Here is an 18,637-nt window from a genome sequence, read left to right on the forward strand (position 1 = left end):
CTATCCCACGCGGTTTTGAATGGGCCTATGCGCAGTCTTCAACAAAAGACTACGTGGCAGTCTGAAGCAAGTTCATGGGGAATTATGATTATTCTCGGCGACGAAGTTGAAGATGTTGTGACCGATATGGGTGGCTTGATGCGCATCCATCTTTTTCGCCCTGCTCGAGAGGGGCGGTTTCCTGCTCTACTATTTTTTTCGGAAATATATCAGGTCACGGCACCAATCAGAAGGATCGCTGCATTTTTAGCCGGACACGGGTTCCTGGTGGCCGTTCCGGAAGTCTATCATGAATATGAAAAGGCGGGCACGGTCCTGCCATATAATTCTGAAGGGACCGACAGAGGCAATACGCTCAAGTTTCTCAAGCCAGTCGGTGCCTTCGATGCAGATGCCCGTGCGGGTCTTGATTTCCTGACTGCTCATCCGTCGTCGACCGGACACGTCGGCACGATCGGTAAATGCCTTGGGGGCCATCTGGCCTTGCGTGCCGCATTGGATTCTCGAGTGAAGGCTGCAGCCTGTTTCTATCCAACGGACGTCCATAGCGGAACATTGGGGGAAGGACGAAGCGACGATACATTTGCCAGGTTGATCGAGCTACGCGCTGAGACGCTGTTCATATGGGGACGGCAGGATCCTCATATTCCATTTGAAGGGCGCGAAAGGATCCGCTCGCGGCTTGAGGCCGTCGGGGCGAACTATGAATGGCTGGAGTTCAATGCCGCCCATGCTTTCATGCGCGATGAAGGTCCTCGCTATGATCCTGCTCTGACTGTGCGCGCGCTCTTGGCATCGATCGCGCTATTCCAGCGAGCCTTGTGAATACGAATACGCGTTGAATGCCATGGGCCGGCTCTCATGTTAGCCATCAAATAGATTTTAGGAGCTGAGAAAAAGCTGTGGGTCGTCGCCGAACTGAAGATAATTCCGCGGGCCTTTCCAAGGCGCCTGCGATCACGCAGAATCCCGACATTCGTTATCTGGGACGCCTGCTGGGCGATGTCATTCGGGCCTATGGCGGGGAGAAACTCTACAAGCAGACCGAATATATCCGCTCCGCCTCGGTCGACCGTGCGCGCGGGCTGCAGGGTGCCGACCTGACCGACACGGGCCTGGATGCCCTCAATCTCGATGATACGCTCAACTTCACCCGCGGCTTCATGCTGTTCTCGATGCTCGCGAATCTGGCCGAGGATCGGCAGGGCGTGGCGGCAGAACCCGGCGCCGATGTCGCGTCGGCGGTAGCCAAGCTCGAATCGCATGGCATCGGCAAGGATGCGGTGCTGGAATTGCTGTCGCACAGCCTGATCGTGCCGGTGCTGACCGCCCACCCGACCGAGGTGCGGCGCAAGAGCATGATCGACCACAAGAATCGCATTGCCGACCTGATGCAGCTCAAGGATGCCGGACGGACCGAGACGGATGACGGCGAGAATCTGGACGAGGCGATCTTCCGCCAGATCGCGCTGTTGTGGCAGACGCGGCCGCTGCGCCGCGAAAAATTGTTCGTGCAGGACGAGATCGACAATGTCCTGACCTATTTCCGCGACATCTTTCTGCCGACGCTGCCGGCGCTTTATGGCCGGTGGGAGCGGGTGCTGGGTGCGCGACCGCACAGCTTCCTGCGGGTTGGCAACTGGATCGGCGGCGACCGTGACGGCAACCCGTTCGTCCAGGCGCCGCAGCTGCGATCGGCGCTGGGCCGGGGCTGCGAGGCGGCGCTGGCCTATTATATGGAATCGATCCATGCGCTGGGCGCGGAACTGTCGGTCTCGACCGAACTCGCCCATGTGCCCGAAGCGGTGCTGGCGCTGGCGGAGGCGAGCGGCGACGCATCGCCCAGCCGGCAGGACGAGCCCTATCGCCGGGCCATTTCGGGCATTTATGCGCGGCTGGCGACCAGCTATGTCCATCTGGTCGGCAAGGCGCCGCCGCGCCCGTCGGCGCTGAAGGGCGAGCCCTACGCCGCGCCGGGCGATTTCCGCCGCGATCTCGTCACCGTGGCGCAGGGGCTGGCGAGCGAGGGCGATGGCGCGCTGTCGACTGGCGGCGCGCTCGGCCGGCTGATCCGCGCGGTCGAAACCTTCGGCTTCCATCTCGCCACGCTTGACATGCGGCAGAATAGCGATGTGCATCAGCGCGTCGTCGCCGAACTGCTGAAGGTCGCCGGGGTCGAGGCGGATTATGCCGGGCTGGACGAATTTGCCCGCATCGCCCTGCTGCGCAAGGAACTGGCGACCAACCGGCCGCTCGGCACGCGCTTTTCGGAATATTCCGAGGAAACGGCGTCGGAGCTGGCGATCGTCCATGCCGCCGCTGAGGCGCACCGCACCTATGGGCCGCAGTGCATCACCCATTATATCATTTCCAAGGCCGAAAGCGTGTCCGACATGCTGGAGGTCAATATCCTGCTCAAGGAAGCGGGGCTGTGGCGCGCGCCGGAAAATGGCGACCCGGCCAAGGCGGCGATCATGTCGATCCCGCTGTTCGAGACGATCGGCGACCTTGAGGCCGCGCCCAAGATCATGACCGCCTATTTCGGCCTGCCCGAAATTGCCGGGGTGGTGCAGGCGCGCGGCCATCAGGAAGTGATGATCGGCTATTCCGACAGCAACAAGGATGGCGGCTACATCACCTCGACCTGGAGCCTCTACAAGGCGAGCCAGGCGCTGGAGCCGGTTTTCGCCGAGGCCGGGGCGGCGATGCAGCTGTTCCATGGTCGCGGCGGCGCGGTCGGGCGCGGTGGCGGTTCCGCCTTCAAGGCGATCCAGGCGCAGCCGCGCGGCAGCGTGCAGGGGCGCATCCGCATCACCGAACAGGGCGAGGTGATTGCCGCCAAGTTCGGCACGCGCGACGTGGCGATGACCAATCTGGAGGCGATGACCAGCGCGACCCTGCTCGCCAGCCTGGAACCCGAAGGCGTGTCGGCGAAGGATGCCGCCCGCTTTGCCGCGGCGATGGACGAGCTGTCGAAAAACGCCTTCACCGCCTATCGCGACCTGGTTTACGGCACCGAGGGGTTCAAGGAATTCTTCCGCCAGCTGACCCCGATCCAGGAAATCTCCGGCCTCAAGATCGGGTCGCGTCCGGCGAGCCGGACCAAGAGCACCGCGATCGAGGATCTGCGCGCCATTCCCTGGGTGTTCAGCTGGGCACAGGCCCGCGTCATGCTGCCGGGCTGGTATGGCTTTGGCCATGCGATCGCCGCGTTCGAGGACAAGGCGCTGCTGGCCGACATGGCGCAGCACTGGTCCTTCCTGCAGTCGGCGCTGGCCAATCTGGAGATGGTGCTGGCGAAGTCGGACCTGGGCATTGCGGCGCGATATTTGCCGCTGGTCGCGGACCAGGCCAAGGCGGAAACGCTGTTCGGGCGTATCCGCGAAGGCTGGTCGCTGACCCATGATGGGCTGCTGGCGGCCACCGGCCAGTCGCGCCTGCTGGAAAGGAGCCCGACGACCGAGACGTCGATCCGGCTGCGGCTTCCCTATATCGAGCCGCTCAATCTGCTGCAGGTTGAACTGCTCAAGCGCTATCGCGCTGGCGAGGATGATGCCCGGATCAAGGAAGGCATCGAACTGTCGATCAATGCGATCGCGACCGCGCTGCGCAACAGCGGCTGAGGTGATCAGATCTGTATCAAAACGCGAAAGTGGTCGGCGTCATGGTGGGTAACGGCGTGCAATCCCATCGAACCGAGTATATTCAGTTTGTGGTAGCTTGTGCGGATGACGAGGGTTTGCGAAGGACCCATAATCTTATGCCGCACAGCGCGGCGCGTTGACGGATGTCATCAGCACAAAGCCAACCATGCCTCAAAATATATCGCCCTGCAGCGGGAGCGTGAAAAATGGCGAACTGGCACCATGAACGTGATACACAGTTTAAGCTGCTGCTGCTGCGCAATCGCACGTAGGAGGTCGGTCTTTCCGTCCAAAGCGGCCGATCGCTGTCGCAGGATTTCCAGCATCATCTCGGCCGCTCGCTAGGCCGGGGCCTTTGGCTCTAGGCTCCAACCATGATCCAACAAGACCCCCAACAGGATGATCCCGTAGAAGCTTTTGATGCTGTGCGTCGGGAACTGAGCCTCCTGCGTCACGCGCTTGAAGGCCTTACAGCTGCGAGGGAGAAGATCCCCGATTACAGCGCGACATTGGCGCAAATCAACAAATCGCTCGGCGTGCATGCGCATAAGCTCGACATGATCCAGAGCCGTCCGGCGATGGAGATGACGCCTGAAGCGCTGGTGGAGCGGATCATCGCATCTGCGCAAATAGCGAGGGCGGAAGACAGAACGATGCTGCATGAAGCGCAAGACGGGTTTTCTCGGAAGGCCTCGCAGATAGACCGGATGATAGCGCGCGGACGCGGAGCGGCCGAGCAGGAGATTCAAGTAATATTATTCTGCCTGGGCGGGTTCCTGTCCGGCATTCTGCTTTGGACGACCCTGCCCGGCGCCGTAGCTCGATCCTTGCCAGAAAGCTGGCATGTGCCTGAAAGGATGGCTGCCCGCATGATGGGCATGAAGCAGATCGATGCCGGACGTCGAATGATTGTTACGGCACCGGAGCGAATCGATGAGAATGTTGTAAATGCTATTGGAGATAATGCTTCAGGAATCGCTCATCCTGCCACGGACTGATTGGCGAGACACAATATCAGACATCATGAACAGCCACCCCCCTTGCTCGGGTGAGAAGCGCTGCTGTCGTCTACAGACACAATGTCCCGGTCTTGCATGCTGGATGCTGACATCCGGTCAGTTCGCAGCATGCGTCTTCGCAAAACCCGTAAAATATGCGCGCAACGTAGGGTCTGAGATAGGGGCAACCAGGGCGTTGACCTGCTCTTCCAACGAACCGCTAACCGAACCGGCCGCATCTACAACCTGCTCGAAACCCATTGCCCACGACCCAAACGCCCTTGACCCGACCTCCTTGTCGTGGAGCTTAACAAGAGCAAAATGACGGGGATCATGCCTTATTCGCTCATATGTCGCGGCAATAGCTTCGTCGGCACCTTCAAGCACTTGAAGGAAGCGGCGTCCGCCTACAATCAGCAGGCCGGTGATCCCGACACGGGAATTTGCCTCGCGCGCTTTGAGGAGAAGGTCGTCAAGCTCGGGCGCATGCAAGATGGAACGGGCCGTGCTGATGTAGAGTAGGCGCTTCATATCATCTCCAATTTCGAGACGCCTCCTACACCCAGGAAAGCAAAGAGAGGATTAACGAAGCGTTTAATCTATGTTGGTTTCTGAAGGTTTTTCGTAACTTAACTGTCCGTTTGGCGGGCTGCATAGCTTGGTGCTCTACCTGATTGCGAAGTCGCGTCATCGCGCGCCACTTTATCCTGTGAACGCCGGTGGATAGTTCACGGGAGAGAAGAATGGAGGGCAAGAAAATGGACAAAGACCGTTTCGGCTACCTCGCCATATGGTCCAGCGTGCTTACCCTGCTTGCTGGTTGTGGCGGTTCCGTAACAAATCAGAGCGAACAGGTATCGGGCAGGGCGAGCGTCAGCAACACCGTTTCTAATGTTGCGAAGGCCAAGAAGGAGAGTGCACCGTATGCCCGGCCGGAAGAAGCGGCCAACGCAGGAGTAGCCGATGTTCCCCGCTCCGAAATGCGATATTGTCGGTTCGAGGTTGAAGGCAAGGTTCACGTCAACGAAAAATGCGAAGTCTATCCAATGGGAGACGGCGGTTACACTTTGAACGCGTGGAGCTCGGGCAAGCCCAAAAACTCACATTTTGCCGTTGTCATAGTCGACGGTGAAGGGAAGGGAGCCGCCAGCTGGAATGCGGATCCCGACGACGACAAGGCTATGGATTCTCTTGGAACCGTAACGTTCGAAGAAGGTTGCTGGGTCAATAAACGCACAAGAATTTGTGCGAGGTGATTGCAAGCCCGCGATATTCGCAAGTGGTATGGAAAATTCTGCGACGTTGAGATCGCCGACGGTTCAAGGCTTTCACTAAAATATTACGGAACATCTTGGAAAGCTGCATAATGCCGATCGCGACGTGTTTAGGAGAATGGGAGTGGATGCGGTCTTCGCAATTCATGCGGATATTCAGCACAATTTGATGCGCGTGGAGATGTCGGGGTTTTTCGATGAGGCAGACGTTCATCGCTTTTCGGCTAGGTATCGCGAAATGCTGCTGAAGCTCAGAGCACCTGGGCATCTGACTTTGGTAGATATCAGAAACATGAAAATTCAGCCTCAGGCGGTCGTGGAAGCGTTTTCCTCTCTACTTGCGTCGGCAGATGTGCGCTCGCGACGCCTTGCTTTCGTTTGTAATTCTACCCTGGCTCGCCTTCAGGCGCAGCGATTGACCGATCGCCAGGGCGTCAAATTCTTTGATAATGAGGCCGACGCGGAAACTTGGATCCTAAAGTAAAAAGCTTGGCCTGAAATCCCGCGTTTACGCTCGTTTCGTCCAGGCGGTTGCGCGAGCGTAGGAAGTTGGGGTCATCGGGAACGGTTTACGATCTCGGTTTAGGCCCAGATCTACATCCTGCGCGGCGCAACTTAGCCACTTTCCTAGCGTTGAAGGGAGCGAAAGAAGGAGAGTAGCATGCCAGTCGATACGCACAAACTGAAACAGCATATGTGGGACAAGCTCGAGAAAGGGCCATTTCTCATGGTCGGTCTGGCGGATGGTCGAAGCCATTCGGAGCCTCTAACCGCGCAATTGGACAAGGATCAGGTCGACACAATCTGGTTCTTCATCGGCAAGGACAATCGTTTGGCAACCGGCGGGCCAGCGATGGCGCAATTCGTCTCCAAGGGACAAGATTTCTTTGCGTGCCTGTCTGGCAATGTCACCGTCGATAATGATCCGGCCATGATCGACAAGCTCTGGTCTAAAACCGTCGAGGCATGGTTTCCGGGAGGCAAAAATGATCCCAACCTCGCGCTCCTTCGCTTCGACATCGATGACGCGGAATTGTGGGAAACGGACATGTCGCTCAGCGGGAAACTGAAAATGCTTTTTGGCGGCACGATCGAGGGTAGCGAGGAGGGGAGCCACGCAGTGGTTCCAAATACCGTCGTCTAACGCCGTTGACGTGTCAGCACAGTGGCGAACCAAAATTTCCATTCGCCACGATCCAGCTGCTACTGATCGAATTGGCGCAACGACTAGCAGGATCGGGTCGTCGATCGGACAGTTGTAAGGCTTCTAACAAGGAGAGCATCATGAGCACTGAGAAAACCGTTTCGACGCTGAACAGCCTTATTCAGGTTACCCTGGACAGCATGAAGGGCTATCAGGATGCGGCGAAGGATGCGGAAAGCACGCAGTTCGCTACCATGTTCGCCGAGTTCGCGCGCGACCGCAGTGCCGCCGCTACTGAACTGCAGGCCGAGGTGCGTCGCCTCGGCGGCGATCCGGAGAGCGATAGCAGCTTCCTGGCGGCAGCTCACCGCACATTCATGGATTTGAAGCAGGCTATCACAGGTAAGGATGACAAGGCGATCATCCAGGAAGTCGAGCGAGGCGAAGACCACATCAAAGCCAAGTATGAAGATGCCTTGGGGCACGCCGATCTTGATCCGGCGTCGCGTCAGGTCGTCGAGCGCGCTTTTCATTCCGTGCGTCAAGGGCACGATAAGATGAGCCAGCTCAAGCACAGCCTGGCCTGAAATATCGATAAGGGGCCGTCCCTCACGTTCGGCCCCTTATCCAAACACGCGTAGATTTCACGCCGCAATGTTCAAATTATAAGAAAATCCGATTTCAGTAATAGCCGGTCTCATAGTATATTTTTGGATGGCTGATACATCGCTAAAAAATTGTATACTATTTTGTACTGGGGGTATCCGCGGGGGTATCCTTCATGGATATTTTTATAAAATCGTTGTTTTTCAAAGTGTTAAACGTCGTTCTAAGTAGATGCCGGGCCCACCATTGTCTCCAAGCTGTTGAAAGGCCTGGAATTCGTTGAAAGATAAGGACTTTTTGCGGACGTCTGTTACATCTGTAACAGTTATCGAAGTATCCAGTCCTATTTCGCTAATGGCGGCGCAGTTTCTTATTTTCGGCGGATCGTGCCCGATAAAAAGCGCGCCACCCTCGGTAAGCATGAAATCATGCTGTTCCTGTGGGCTAAGGATAAAGAGGAAGCCAAACGGCTCATCTCGAAGAAATCCTTAAATCCGACGCGCTGTTTGCCAGTGAAAGTCGAGCATGAACGGGGTGCTCTACAAGCAACGCAGCCGCATCGAGCGCATGCGCGGCCACCGCAAGATCAACTGCGCCACCGCCAGATACTGGCTCAAATTTGTCCAGGACGCCGGGCATCATGAGTCTATGCGCGACACCGAAGGTGATAAATCAGTCAGCGCAAACGCAAGGTAGGGCCGCGCAACCCGCAACAATGCGGACCGGATTGCACCGCGCCATTGCGCCTTCCGGCAGCGTCACCGAAAAGCCTCTGCGCAACGGATCGGGCGCGCCGGGATAATAGTCCGTGCTGACCGCCTGGGCGCCGCTGTCCATGGCCGCCTGTGCCTTGCGATGATCGCCGACACGTGCCTCCACCGTATTGGCATCGGTCCGCGTGCGCACGATGACGCCCTGCTTCACCCATGCGCTGATCTTGGCGCCATCGACCAGCGGATCCTGCACGATCTGGATCGCGGATTCGGGCTGATCGTCGGGATACCAGCCGAACATCGCCCGCCCCGCCAGCGAAGGATGGCCATCGCGATAGACGTTGGAGACCGCATCGCGCACGTCGAGCATGATGTAGATGCGGCCTCGCGCGGCATCCAGGCTGGGCCATCCATGGGTGCGCACCGCATCGCGCAGCGTCCTGGCCTTGCCGCGCACCTCATCGGGCGTGATGAGCCGCTTGCCCGGCAGGACGGATCGGATTTCGGCATCGAGCGCATCCAGCAGCCCCTTGTCGTCCAGTCCGATCGGATTGCTGATCCCCGGTCGGTTCGACGGCGTGTCGGTCGCATTGATGGTGATCATGATCGGCAGGTGATCGGAGTGCGCGCGTGACCAGCGATCGACCTCGGCCAGGCATTGGACGAGCGCCGGGCAGGTGCTGAGATAGTCGACATCGGGAATGTGGAACGTCTTGAAACCGGGCTTCAGCATCGCCTGGCGGTCGAACCCGGTCTGTTCGCCGGCGTCCCGCGCCCATTGCTCGCCCTTGGGATCGGCATAGCGACCGCCCTGCGGGTCGGCGAAGATGTCGAGTTCAAGCTGGCGAACGCCGGCATCCAGCTGCTGGGTGAGTGGCAGATGATAATAGTCCAGCCCATCGGCGAGCCGCGGCTCGATCGCCCTGATCCTGGCCATGACCGCCGCGGGTATCCGCGCCTTGAAGCTGTTATGCGATCCCACCACCTGGATATCGTTCATGGCCCGGGGGGCCGCCGCGCCGACCAGGGTCAGCGCGGCGGTGGCAAGAGCGATGGCAGGGGCGATGGCAGGGGCGATGGCTGGTCCGATCCCGCGCATCAGAATTCGGTCCGGATGCCGAACAGGAAGGTGCGGCCATAATATTGGATCTCGTTGAACCGCTCCTTGATGCCATTGTAGGAATAGGCCCTAGCCCCGGCGAGGTTGATCGCCTCCAGGCTGACCAGCGTCTTGGGCAGCACCCGGATGGACAGGTTGCCATCGAGCGATCCGAACGGCGCCACATAGGATTCTGTCTGGGTCGTGCTGCCATTGCCGGACAGATATTCGCCGCGCCATACATAGGACAGGCGTGCCGAAATCGGTCCCTTGTCGTAGAAACCGACAAGATTGTAGCTGTCCTTCGACAGGCCGATCAACTGATCGACGATCGGACGCGCACCGGCGGTATAGTTCGATTCCACTTCTGTATGGGTGTAGGACGCCTGGAACCCCAGGCCATCGAACGGGGCCGGCAGGAAATCGAACACCTGATTATAAGCCGCCTCGATGCCATAGACCTTGGCCGTGCCGCCATTGACCTGGGTGCTCAGCAGCACCGTGCCACGCCCCGGAATCTCGGTGTTGACGTTCTGCGCGGTGATATAATCATCCATCTTCTTGTAGAAGAGCGCGCCGGTCAGCGACGCATTGGGACGGAAATACCATTCCAGCGAACCGTCGAACTGCGTCGCCAGGAACGGCTTGAGGTCCGGGTTGCCGCCGCTCGCGGTCGGGGCATCGGTCGACACGCTGATCTGCGGCGCAGTCTGGGTCATGTTCGGGCGGGTCAGCACCCGGCTGGCCGCCAGACGGCCGATCAGGCTGGGCGTCAGTTCGGCGCGCAGGTTGAAGCTGGGCAGCCAGTTGTTGAACGTCTTGGGGAAGCTCGCCGGGGTCGGCGTGGTGCCCAGTGTCAGCGTGCCGCTCGCCACCTGGTCGGTGTGGACATAGCGCAGGCCGACATTGCCGGTGATGCCCACGCTGCCGAGATCGAAACCATAATCCGCGCGGACATAGCCACCAAGGATCTTTTCCGTGACGACATAGGAAGCGCGCATGTCGCCCGCCGTCAGCGGCGCGTTGGCGATCGCATCGGTGAACAGCGTGTCATAGAAGGCGCTGGTGATGGGCGTTGCCCAGTTGCGCGGGAAATTGCCCGGAATGTTCGAGAAGGCATCATCGAAGGGCAGTGCTTCATAGCCGCCCGGCACGACCTGCGAGATTGGCGGGTTGCCGGTGATGTTCACGGTGAAGTCGCGGCGCCAATAGTCGCGCTTGCGCCAATGATATTCGCCACCGGCCTGGATCTTGGTGATGAAGCCGTTGAGGTCGCGGCCCACGTCAAGGCGGGCATAAGTGTCCCAGTCCTTGCTGTTCTTGGGGGCGATGTTGAACGGATAATAGATGTAATTGGCCGGATTGCTGACGTCGACCGGCGTGCTGAGCGTCGGCGCGACCTTGTACCCGCCCGACGCGTCATAGGTCAGCGGCGCGATGATCTGCATGCGGCTGCGCACCGTGCCTTCGGCATAGCTGGGGTGGAAGCTATGGGCATAGGACCAGTTGGCATTGGCCGAAACATGCCAGTCGCCCGGATTCCACACCTGCTTCAGACCGACATTGATCAGGTCGTGGCGGTTGAGGCTATATTCGCGCGAGGCCATGAAGCGGACATTGTTGATCGTCGCCTTGGTGACCGTATTGCCGTCCAGCGTCACCGACCCCGGCACCAGATAGGTGCCCGGATCGTCGGGATAGATGTCGAGGCCGAACTCGTCATATTCGACGTCCAGCCGCGTCAGCGACACGTCCAGCGTCGTTTCCAGTTCGTCCGAAGGGCGCCACTGGGCCGAGATCAGGCCTGAAAGACGCTTGCGGTCTTCGGTTTCGATCGTGGGACGGGTGCGGGTCGGCGTGTAATAACCGGCAGGCAGATATTCGGCGCCCGCAACCGGATTGGCAGGCTGCACGAATTTGTTCAGGTTCCAGCCGGTATTGTAGAAACGGTCGTTGCGCACCGACTTGGCCCAATATTGGGCGCCAACCATGAAGCCGAACTGACCGTCCCTGGTCTTGAAGCTGGTCAGCACGGTGGCGTTCGGTCGCACCTTGTCGGTCATGCTGGTGTAGGTGCCGCGCAGATTGACCGTGGTCTTGTTACCCACGTCCAGCGGGTGGAAGGTCTTGACGTCGATATTGCCGCCCAGCGCCCCCTCGGTCATGTCGGCGGTCGGCGTCTTCACGACGTCGATCTGCGACACGAATTCGGCCGGCAGCATCTCGAAACGGAACTGGCGTCCGGCTGCACCGCCATTTTCGATGAGGTCGTTGATCGCGACGGTGCGGCCGTTCACCAGCGTGCTTTGGAATTGCGGGCCAAGGCCACGGACGCTGACATAAAGGCCTTCGCCGCGCGGACGGGTGATCGCGACACCGGTGATAAGCTGCAGCGCTTCGGCGACATTCTGGGTCGGGAACTTGCCGATGTCGGTGGATGCGATGGAATCGACGCCATAGGCGGCCTTGCGCTTCGTCTCGGTCGCGGCTGCCAGGCTGCGGGCATAGGTGCCGGTGACGACGATTGCGCTATCGTCCTGACCATCGGCAGGTACAGCCTGATCGGCGGCCGGTGCGACGCTCTGCGCCTGGACCGGCGACGACAGGGCCAGCGCAAAAATGGCGAGCGGAAGCGGCGCGCAAAGCATGCGCGATGAACGTGACATGTGGTGGTTCTCCCCAAGGCTCCAAGGCCGACGGGGCGCGGTTAGGCCGTTGTTATTGCAATATTGTGGCGCGTATATTTCATCTTGAATTTTCCGCCGCTCGATCGTTCCTGTCTTGGAAACCTGTCAGGAACGACCAGATGCTGCCGATCCACGCTCGTTTGCGCCTACGATCAGTCGACCGTCGGCTATTGCACTGGTTGCGTGAAAGGTCGGACAAGATCCGATCCTATCGGTTCGTTGTGGGAAAACGGCGCGGCAATCGGGTTGTGCTCATTAGGCGGCGTGACAGCGCGTCGTGGATGGTGTCAGGCAGCCTCGATTTTCAGGGGCGCGCGCTCGGGTTCCAGGCTAGGGCTCATGGTAGGCCTTCCCCATAGATAGCCTTGCGCTTCATCGCATCCTTCGGTGCGAAGGAGCCGAAGCTGATCCTCGGTTTCCAGTCCTTCGGCCAAAACTGGCACTTCAAGGCTATGTCCCAGCGCAAGGACCGCACGAATGATCGCCCGAGCCTGATGGCTGGTTTCCGAATCCAGCAGGAAGGAACGGTCGATCTTGATCTTGTCGAAAGGGAAGGAGTTGAGCGTATCGAGCGACGAATAGCCGGTGCCGAAATCGTCCATCGCGATGGAAACGCCAATCGCCTTGATTTGACGCAGAATATGCAGGGCACGGGCCTTGTCACTGACAAGGGCGGTTTCGGGTATCTCCAGTTCCAATCGATGCGCCGGCAACCCGCTCTCCAGAAGTGCCGATGTGACAATCTGGATGAGATCGACATGCATGAGTTGTACCGGCGACAGGTTGACCGCCACACGCCAGGGTTCAGGCCAGTTGGCGGCATCACGGCACGCCTGACGCAGAACCCATTCGCCAATGGCCAGAATTTCCCCGCTTTCCTCGGCAATCGGGATGAATTCCGCCGGAGAGATCCAGCCATCGCGTGGATGCTGCCAGCGCAACAGCGCCTCATATCCGACCACGGCCTCGGTGGAGACCAATTTCTGGACCTGATATGCCAAACTGAACTCGTTGCGTGCGACAGCCTCGCGTAGATCATTGGCGAGCGTGCGGCGGGCGCGCGCGGCCTCGTCCATGCCCTGTTCGTAGAAGCAGACCTGACGACCAATAGTCGCTTTTGCCCGGTACATGGCGAGATCGGCATTGTTTACCAATGGCTCTCGGCGGGAGCCGTCCGTTGGGAAAATGGCGATGCCAAGGCTTGCGCCAGGATGGATGGAGAGGCCATCCATTTCGATCTTCTCGACCAGGCAGCGTTCCAGGCGGGAGATGAAATTGTCCAGGGCATCGTCATTTTCAAACGATTTGAACGCGGCAAACTCATCGCCGCCGAAGCGGGCGACGACCTCGCCTCGACCCAATTGGCCTAGCATGCGTCGAGCCAGTTCCTGCAGGACTGCATCGCCCGTTGAATGGCCATGCACATCGTTCACTTCCTTGAAGCGATCAAGGTCGATGCCGATCACGGCGACCTTTCCGCCATTTCGACTTGCCTGGCTGAGCGCGAGATCGAGACTGTCATTATAGCTCGATCTGTTCGGCAGACCCGTCAGTTCGTCATGCAGTGCCATGTGTTCGATGCGTTGCTCCGCCCGACGACGATCCGTGATATCGTCGAAGGTGGACACCCAGCCACCATCTGGCAGCGCATGATGGGCAATGGAGAAGGTCGAGCCATCCGCAAAATCAGCAATCAGAACGCCGCCATCCGGATTTTCGATACAGGCCCGGTGTCGGGCCAGAGTTTCTTCCAGTGCCTCTACTGCGACCGCGCCTCCGGTGCGCTTTGCTACCGCAATCCGAACAAGTTCCTCGAAAGCGGTTCCAGGCGGGCATTGCTCGTGAGAGACGTCGAACAGCGTGCTCACCCTGTCATTTGCCAATGTCAGGTGCCCATTTTGGTCGAAGAGGCAGAGGCCTTGATGCATGTTGGACAGGGCGACGTCGAGTTTTGATCGCGTCTCCTCCAACCGCAATTGATCTTCCCTCATTCGGGTCATATCGCGCGTGATCTTGGCGAAGCCACGGAAGAGTCCTGTTTCGTCAAAGACGGACTCGATCGTCACATGAGCCCAAAATCGGCTGCCGTCTTTGCGATAGCGCCAGCCTTCCGCATTGAATTTACCATCTTGCCGCGCTGTTTCTATGCCGCGTCTCGGCAGGCCCGCCGATCGATCCTCTTCGGAGTAGAAGGAGGACAGTTCCAACCCCATGGCTTCGGTGCTGCTATAGCCCTTCAGGCGCTGTGCGCCGGCATTCCATGAAGCGACGCGACCGTCCCGGTCCAGCATATAGATTGCGCAATCGCTGATGCCTTGGACAAGAACCTTGAACTCGCGCTCGCTAGCCCCGACGGCAGCATGCAGTCGTGCGCTCGACAGTGCCGCCATGATGCTGACGGTCAGGACGCCCAATGCAACAATGGCGACGGCCAAGCCCATTTGCGGAGTGGAAAGAAGAAGCCCTCCGCTTTCCTCAAGACGGTTGGGGCGCAGGGATAGCGCAGCCATGCCGGCAAAATGGAGCGACAATATGCCGCTGAGTATGGACAAGGCCGCGAGCACCCCGGTCGCGTATCCACGCCGGTCGAGGGCGAAATGAAAGGCAAGCGGTGCTGGAGCGGCTATGAGCAGGATGGATGCGATCACCATCGGTTGCGACCACCGGAAATCGGCATCGATCCTGATGGCGTAGATGCCCAGATAATGCATCGAGGCGATACCCAGTCCAACCACTAGGCCCGCCAGAATGCGGGCGTTGAGGGCAGAGGATCGCAAGGCAATCATATGTGCCAGGGTGAGCGCGCTCACGACCGTCAGAAGCGACAATATTGTGGGAACGAGCGTATAGCCGAGTATTATGCCCGGGTCATATCCCATCATGGCGGTGAAGTGCGTCGACCATACCCCGAAGCCGCCAACGCCTCCCGACGCGATTGCCCAGCGTATATGATCGATATTTTTCGTATCCCGGGCGCGCCGCAGAAACAGGACAATCGCTATCGCGGATATGGCGCAAATTAGCCCTGCAGCCGCGACGAGGCGAAGATCGTGATCGTCTCGGATGCAGAAATAGATATCGAACATGAGGCTGGATCCCTTAACCACACCCCTCTGGCATGCGCGCCTTTAGTCGAAGTTAATGACCCGAAAAATTATGTATTTTGCAGATCCTGTCGCGTCACAAGTTCTTGATCGCATGCGGATATCTGGAAAAGACAGCGATGTTATTTTCCGCTGCGGGAAGGCGTGGGGGAATTCCGGTCATCTTTTAACGCCCCTTTACGGCCATTCAGTCACCGATTTTCCGGTCCAGGTCGCGGCCAACTCGCTATGCTGCTCTGGATGCCCGGCACTGGCCGCAAGGAGAATGGCTGCGTTCCGCCGATTGAGTGTCAGCCCCATGTCGTTTGAGAATAGCGGCAGACGAACCGTTCGCGCCCATAACAGGCGCATCGAACCGCAGGCTGTCCGATTTCGAAAGACAGGGGGGGGGGGGAGGCGGAGGGCGCATTCCGCAGTCGGGAATGCGCCCATCATCGAGGTTCAGTGGGCCGGATCGAACGCAATGGCTTCGAGTGCGGCCTTGACCTCCTGCGACAGATCCAGCTCCACTGCTGCCAAATTCTCGGTCAGATGCGCGACATTGGACGTGCCGGGGATCAACAGCATGTTCGGTGCGCGCGCCAACAGCCATGCAAGCGCCAGCTGCATCGACGTAGCGCCTAGGCGATCCGCCAAATGGGCCAATGCCTGCGATTGGATGGGCGAAAAGCCTCCGAGCGGAAAAAATGGGACATAGGCGATGCCCTGGCTCGTGAAGCTGTCGATCAGCGCGTCATCCGCGCGGTGCGCCAGGTTATACTGGTTCTGGACGCACGCGATCGGGACGATGCGCTGGGCCTCCGCAACCTGGCTCTCTGTCACGTTGCTGAGGCCGATATGTCGAACCAGTCCTTTCTCGCGCAGCTGTGCAAGGGCGACGATCTGCGCCTCGATCGACCCTTCCGACGGCGCGTGGATGTCGCCCATAATGCGCATGTTGACCAGGTCGAGAGTGTCGCGGCCAAGGTTTCGCAGATTGTCTTCGACGCCCTGCTGCAATTCGGCGGCACTTTGTGCCGGCAGCCATGAGGCGTCCTTGCCGCGGATCGCGCCCACCTTGGTCACGATCAGGAGATCGTCGCTATAGGGATGAAGCGCATCGCGGATGATCTGGTTGGTCACATGAGGGCCGTAGAAATCGCTTGTGTCGATATGGTTCACGCCCGCCGCAACTGCCGCGCGCAGAACCGCGACGGCGGCATCGCGATCCTTGGGCGGGCCAAAGACGCCAGGCCCAGCCAGTTGCATCGCGCCATAGCCCATGCGGTTCACGAGATGATCGCCCAGCTTGAAGGTGCCGGCTTTGCGAAGATCCATCATGTCCTGTCTCCTCATTTGGAGACCGCGATATGGGCTTGTGGCCAGCGAACGATAAGTCGTAGTAATCAGAACAGGCTGTACGGATAATCGAACAATGGCGACGGAACTCGATGATCTTGCCACCTTCGTGGAAGTAGTGCGGGCAGGAGGCTTCCGAGATGCAGCCCGTATTTCGGGCACCTCGGCATCTGGGATGAGCGACGCGCTCAGGCGGCTGGAAGCCCGGCTAGGCGTTCGTCTCCTCCACCGCACGACGCGCAGCATGGCCCTGACCGAAGCGGGCGCGCGGCTATTCGAGCGGCTGTCGCCGGCCCTTTCGGAAATCCGCGACGCGCTCGATGTCGTCAACATCTTCCGTGACAGACCCGCTGGAACATTGCGCCTGAATGTTCCAGCTAATGTCGCCCGCACCGTGCTCCCATCGATCCTCCCATCATTCCTTCGGGTCTATCCCGATATTCGAGTGGAGGTGACGGTGGAGGATGGGTTTGTCGACATATTGAAATCCGGTGCGGATGCCGGGATCCGTTATGAGGAGCGGCTTGAACAGGACATGATCGCGATCCCCATCGGCCCAGCGACGCAGCGGTTGGTTACGGCTGGATCTTCAGCCTATTTCGATCATCATGGGCGCCCCTCGCACCCACAGCAACTGTTGGGCCATAATTGCCTGCGCGGCCGTTTTTCCGGCGGGGCCATGCCGGGATGGGAATTCGAGAGAGAGGGGGAAATTCTCGTTGTCGATCCGACCGGGCCGCTGGTGGTGCAGCCTGGTCTGGCGGGCGAATTGCTGATCGATTCTGCCGTGGCTGGCCTTGGAATTGTGCATCTGTTCGAGGATTGGCTTAAACCGTATATCGCGAGTGGGGCGCTCGAATCCGTTCTCGACGACTGGTGCCAGACCTTCTCTGGTCCCCGGCTCTATTATTCCGGGCGCCGTTATTTGCCGGCGCCCTTGCGGGCTTTCGTGGACTTTGTTCGCTTGCAGCGATGGTAAATGGGGCCGCGTCAGAGCGGCTCCCGTGTTCGTACGCCGGCTGCGATTATCGACCAAAACCCTGCAGGCCCTCGTCCCTTGGAAAGCGGCAACCTGCCCAGAGAGGCGTGGACCTCGCGTTCGCTTGCTGACTTTCCGGTGGCGATGGCAAGATTTCAGGCACCACGAAAATAATCACCGTTGCGGAAAATTTCGGCCATCGCTTCGCACGGTGGTAGATTTAACTATCTTGAATATCTCTAATTTTCTCGGGTCTTTGACTAGTGGATTGATTTTGACATGTGCATCCCCCGTCGGCGGGGATGGGGCTGCAAATGTCAAAATCTTTTCGGACCACTAGATGCGCCGATACCGGAAATACCAGACCTCATGGCCCAGGCGCCGGGCCTTGGCCTCATAGCGGGTTTCGGGCCAGCCGCCTGGACGGGTCAGGAAATCCTTGGGATCGCTTGCCAGCCAATCGAATTCGGGATGGCCGTTCATCACCATCAGCGCCCAGCGCAGATAGACCGGATGATCGGTGCCGAAGCGGAACTCGCCGCCGGGCTTGAGCTTCTTCGCGATCATGTCGACCGGGCCGGGGTTCATCATCCGCCGCTTGGCATGGCGCGCCTTGGGCCAGGGATCGGGATGGAGCAGATAGACGAAGCTGAGCGATCCGTCGGGGATGCGGCTGAGAACGTCGAGCGCATCGCCCATGTGCAGGCGGACATTGCCGAGCGCACCGTCGCGAATATGGCCGAGCGCCTGGACCACGCCGTTCAGGAACGGCTCGCAGCCGATGAAGCCATGGTCGGGCAGCATGTCGGCGCGATAGGCCATATGCTCGCCGCCGCCGAAGCCGATCTCGAAATGGAGCGGGCGGTCATAGCCGAACAGGTCGGCAGCGGTGACGTCGCCTTCGGCCGGCACCGATACGGCGGGCAGCAGCGTGTCGACCAGTTCCTGCTGGCCCTTGCGAAGCTTGGGCCCGGACTGGCGGCCATAAAGGCGGTTGAGGGTGGTCGGGTCGCCCGATTTATGCGCGGTCATGGGCGGCTGACTAGCGGGG

At 59.4% G+C, this 18,637-nt stretch carries 16 protein-coding genes; 9 read left to right on the forward strand and 7 right to left on the reverse strand.

The window, feature by feature from the left end:
* Positions 1–84: 84 nt before the first annotated feature.
* The 3 genes from E5554_RS12410 to E5554_RS12420 all read left to right on the forward strand — a co-directional run bounded on the left by E5554_RS12410 (position 85) and on the right by E5554_RS12420 (position 4,642).
* Positions 85–825, forward strand: a complete 741-nt coding sequence (locus E5554_RS12410; RefSeq protein ID WP_136186963.1) for a dienelactone hydrolase family protein — start codon at positions 85–87, stop codon at positions 823–825.
* Between the two features lie 77 nt (positions 826–902).
* On the forward strand, positions 903–3,623 hold the full coding sequence (ppc, locus tag E5554_RS12415; protein ID WP_136186964.1) for a phosphoenolpyruvate carboxylase: 2,721 nt from the start codon (positions 903–905) through the stop codon (positions 3,621–3,623).
* A gap of 395 nt (positions 3,624–4,018) precedes the next feature.
* Complete coding sequence (locus E5554_RS12420; protein WP_072895765.1) at positions 4,019–4,642, forward strand: DUF6118 family protein; 624 nt, start codon at positions 4,019–4,021, stop codon at positions 4,640–4,642.
* Between the two features lie 117 nt (positions 4,643–4,759).
* On the opposite strand, the gene E5554_RS12425 is transcribed toward E5554_RS12420, so the two are convergent.
* Entirely contained in the window at positions 4,760–5,173 is a 414-nt protein-coding gene (locus tag E5554_RS12425; protein ID WP_136186965.1) for a BLUF domain-containing protein, read from the reverse strand.
* A 212-nt stretch (positions 5,174–5,385) separates the two neighbouring features.
* On the opposite strand from E5554_RS12425, the gene E5554_RS12430 reads away from it, so the two are divergent.
* The 4 genes from E5554_RS12430 (at position 5,386) to E5554_RS12445 (ending at position 7,647) form a co-directional block, all read left to right on the forward strand.
* Entirely contained in the window at positions 5,386–5,898 is a 513-nt protein-coding gene (locus E5554_RS12430) for a hypothetical protein (protein ID WP_136186966.1), read from the forward strand.
* A 142-nt stretch (positions 5,899–6,040) separates the two neighbouring features.
* A complete protein-coding gene (locus tag E5554_RS12435; RefSeq protein WP_136186967.1) occupies positions 6,041–6,400 on the forward strand; it encodes an STAS/SEC14 domain-containing protein in 360 nt (119 codons plus the stop codon).
* A 177-nt stretch (positions 6,401–6,577) separates the two neighbouring features.
* Positions 6,578–7,060 (forward strand): pyridoxamine 5'-phosphate oxidase family protein, encoded by a 483-nt coding sequence (locus E5554_RS12440; RefSeq protein WP_048939614.1) that lies wholly within the window; start codon positions 6,578–6,580, stop codon positions 7,058–7,060.
* 140 nt (positions 7,061–7,200) lie between these two features.
* On the forward strand, positions 7,201–7,647 hold the full coding sequence (locus E5554_RS12445; RefSeq protein WP_136186968.1) for a PA2169 family four-helix-bundle protein: 447 nt from the start codon (positions 7,201–7,203) through the stop codon (positions 7,645–7,647).
* 222 nt (positions 7,648–7,869) lie between these two features.
* Here E5554_RS12445 and E5554_RS23055 read toward each other — a convergent pair whose 3' ends face one another.
* Positions 7,870–8,088 (reverse strand): hypothetical protein, encoded by a 219-nt coding sequence (locus tag E5554_RS23055; RefSeq protein ID WP_168708712.1) that lies wholly within the window; start codon positions 8,086–8,088, stop codon positions 7,870–7,872.
* Positions 8,089–8,191: 103 nt separating this feature from the next.
* Here E5554_RS23055 and E5554_RS23060 point away from each other — a divergent pair, with 103 nt between their 5' ends.
* The gene (locus E5554_RS23060; protein WP_168708713.1) at positions 8,192–8,362 is read left to right on the forward strand and encodes a hypothetical protein; all 171 of its coding nucleotides are present in this window, start codon (positions 8,192–8,194) and stop codon (positions 8,360–8,362) included.
* Here E5554_RS23060 and E5554_RS12455 read toward each other — a convergent pair.
* The 4 genes from E5554_RS12455 to E5554_RS12470 form a co-directional block, all read right to left on the reverse strand.
* Positions 8,339–9,478, reverse strand: coding sequence for a Ca2+-dependent phosphoinositide-specific phospholipase C (locus E5554_RS12455; protein WP_210729741.1), 1,140 nt, complete (start codon positions 9,476–9,478; stop codon positions 8,339–8,341). The two genes, E5554_RS23060 and E5554_RS12455, sit on opposite strands and share 24 nt — an antisense overlap.
* Positions 9,478–12,144, reverse strand: coding sequence for a TonB-dependent receptor (locus E5554_RS12460; RefSeq protein ID WP_247594249.1), 2,667 nt, complete (start codon positions 12,142–12,144; stop codon positions 9,478–9,480). Before E5554_RS12460 ends, E5554_RS12455 begins: the two co-directional genes overlap by 1 nt.
* A 308-nt stretch (positions 12,145–12,452) precedes the next feature.
* Entirely contained in the window at positions 12,453–15,251 is a 2,799-nt protein-coding gene (locus E5554_RS12465; RefSeq protein ID WP_136186970.1) for an EAL domain-containing protein, read from the reverse strand.
* A gap of 459 nt (positions 15,252–15,710) precedes the next feature.
* On the reverse strand, positions 15,711–16,589 hold the full coding sequence (locus E5554_RS12470) for an oxidoreductase (protein WP_136188343.1): 879 nt from the start codon (positions 16,587–16,589) through the stop codon (positions 15,711–15,713).
* 94 nt (positions 16,590–16,683) lie between these two features.
* Here E5554_RS12470 and E5554_RS12475 point away from each other — a divergent pair, with 94 nt between their 5' ends.
* Entirely contained in the window at positions 16,684–17,586 is a 903-nt protein-coding gene (locus tag E5554_RS12475; protein WP_125987028.1) for a LysR family transcriptional regulator, read from the forward strand.
* Between the two features lie 336 nt (positions 17,587–17,922).
* Here E5554_RS12475 and E5554_RS12480 read toward each other — a convergent pair whose 3' ends face one another.
* On the reverse strand, positions 17,923–18,618 hold the full coding sequence (locus E5554_RS12480; protein WP_017502318.1) for a tRNA (guanine(46)-N(7))-methyltransferase TrmB: 696 nt from the start codon (positions 18,616–18,618) through the stop codon (positions 17,923–17,925).
* Positions 18,619–18,637: the final 19 nt, after the last annotated feature.

The sequence above is a fragment of the Sphingobium sp. PAMC28499 genome (assembly GCF_004795815.1).
Classification (GTDB): domain Bacteria; phylum Pseudomonadota; class Alphaproteobacteria; order Sphingomonadales; family Sphingomonadaceae; genus Sphingobium; species Sphingobium yanoikuyae.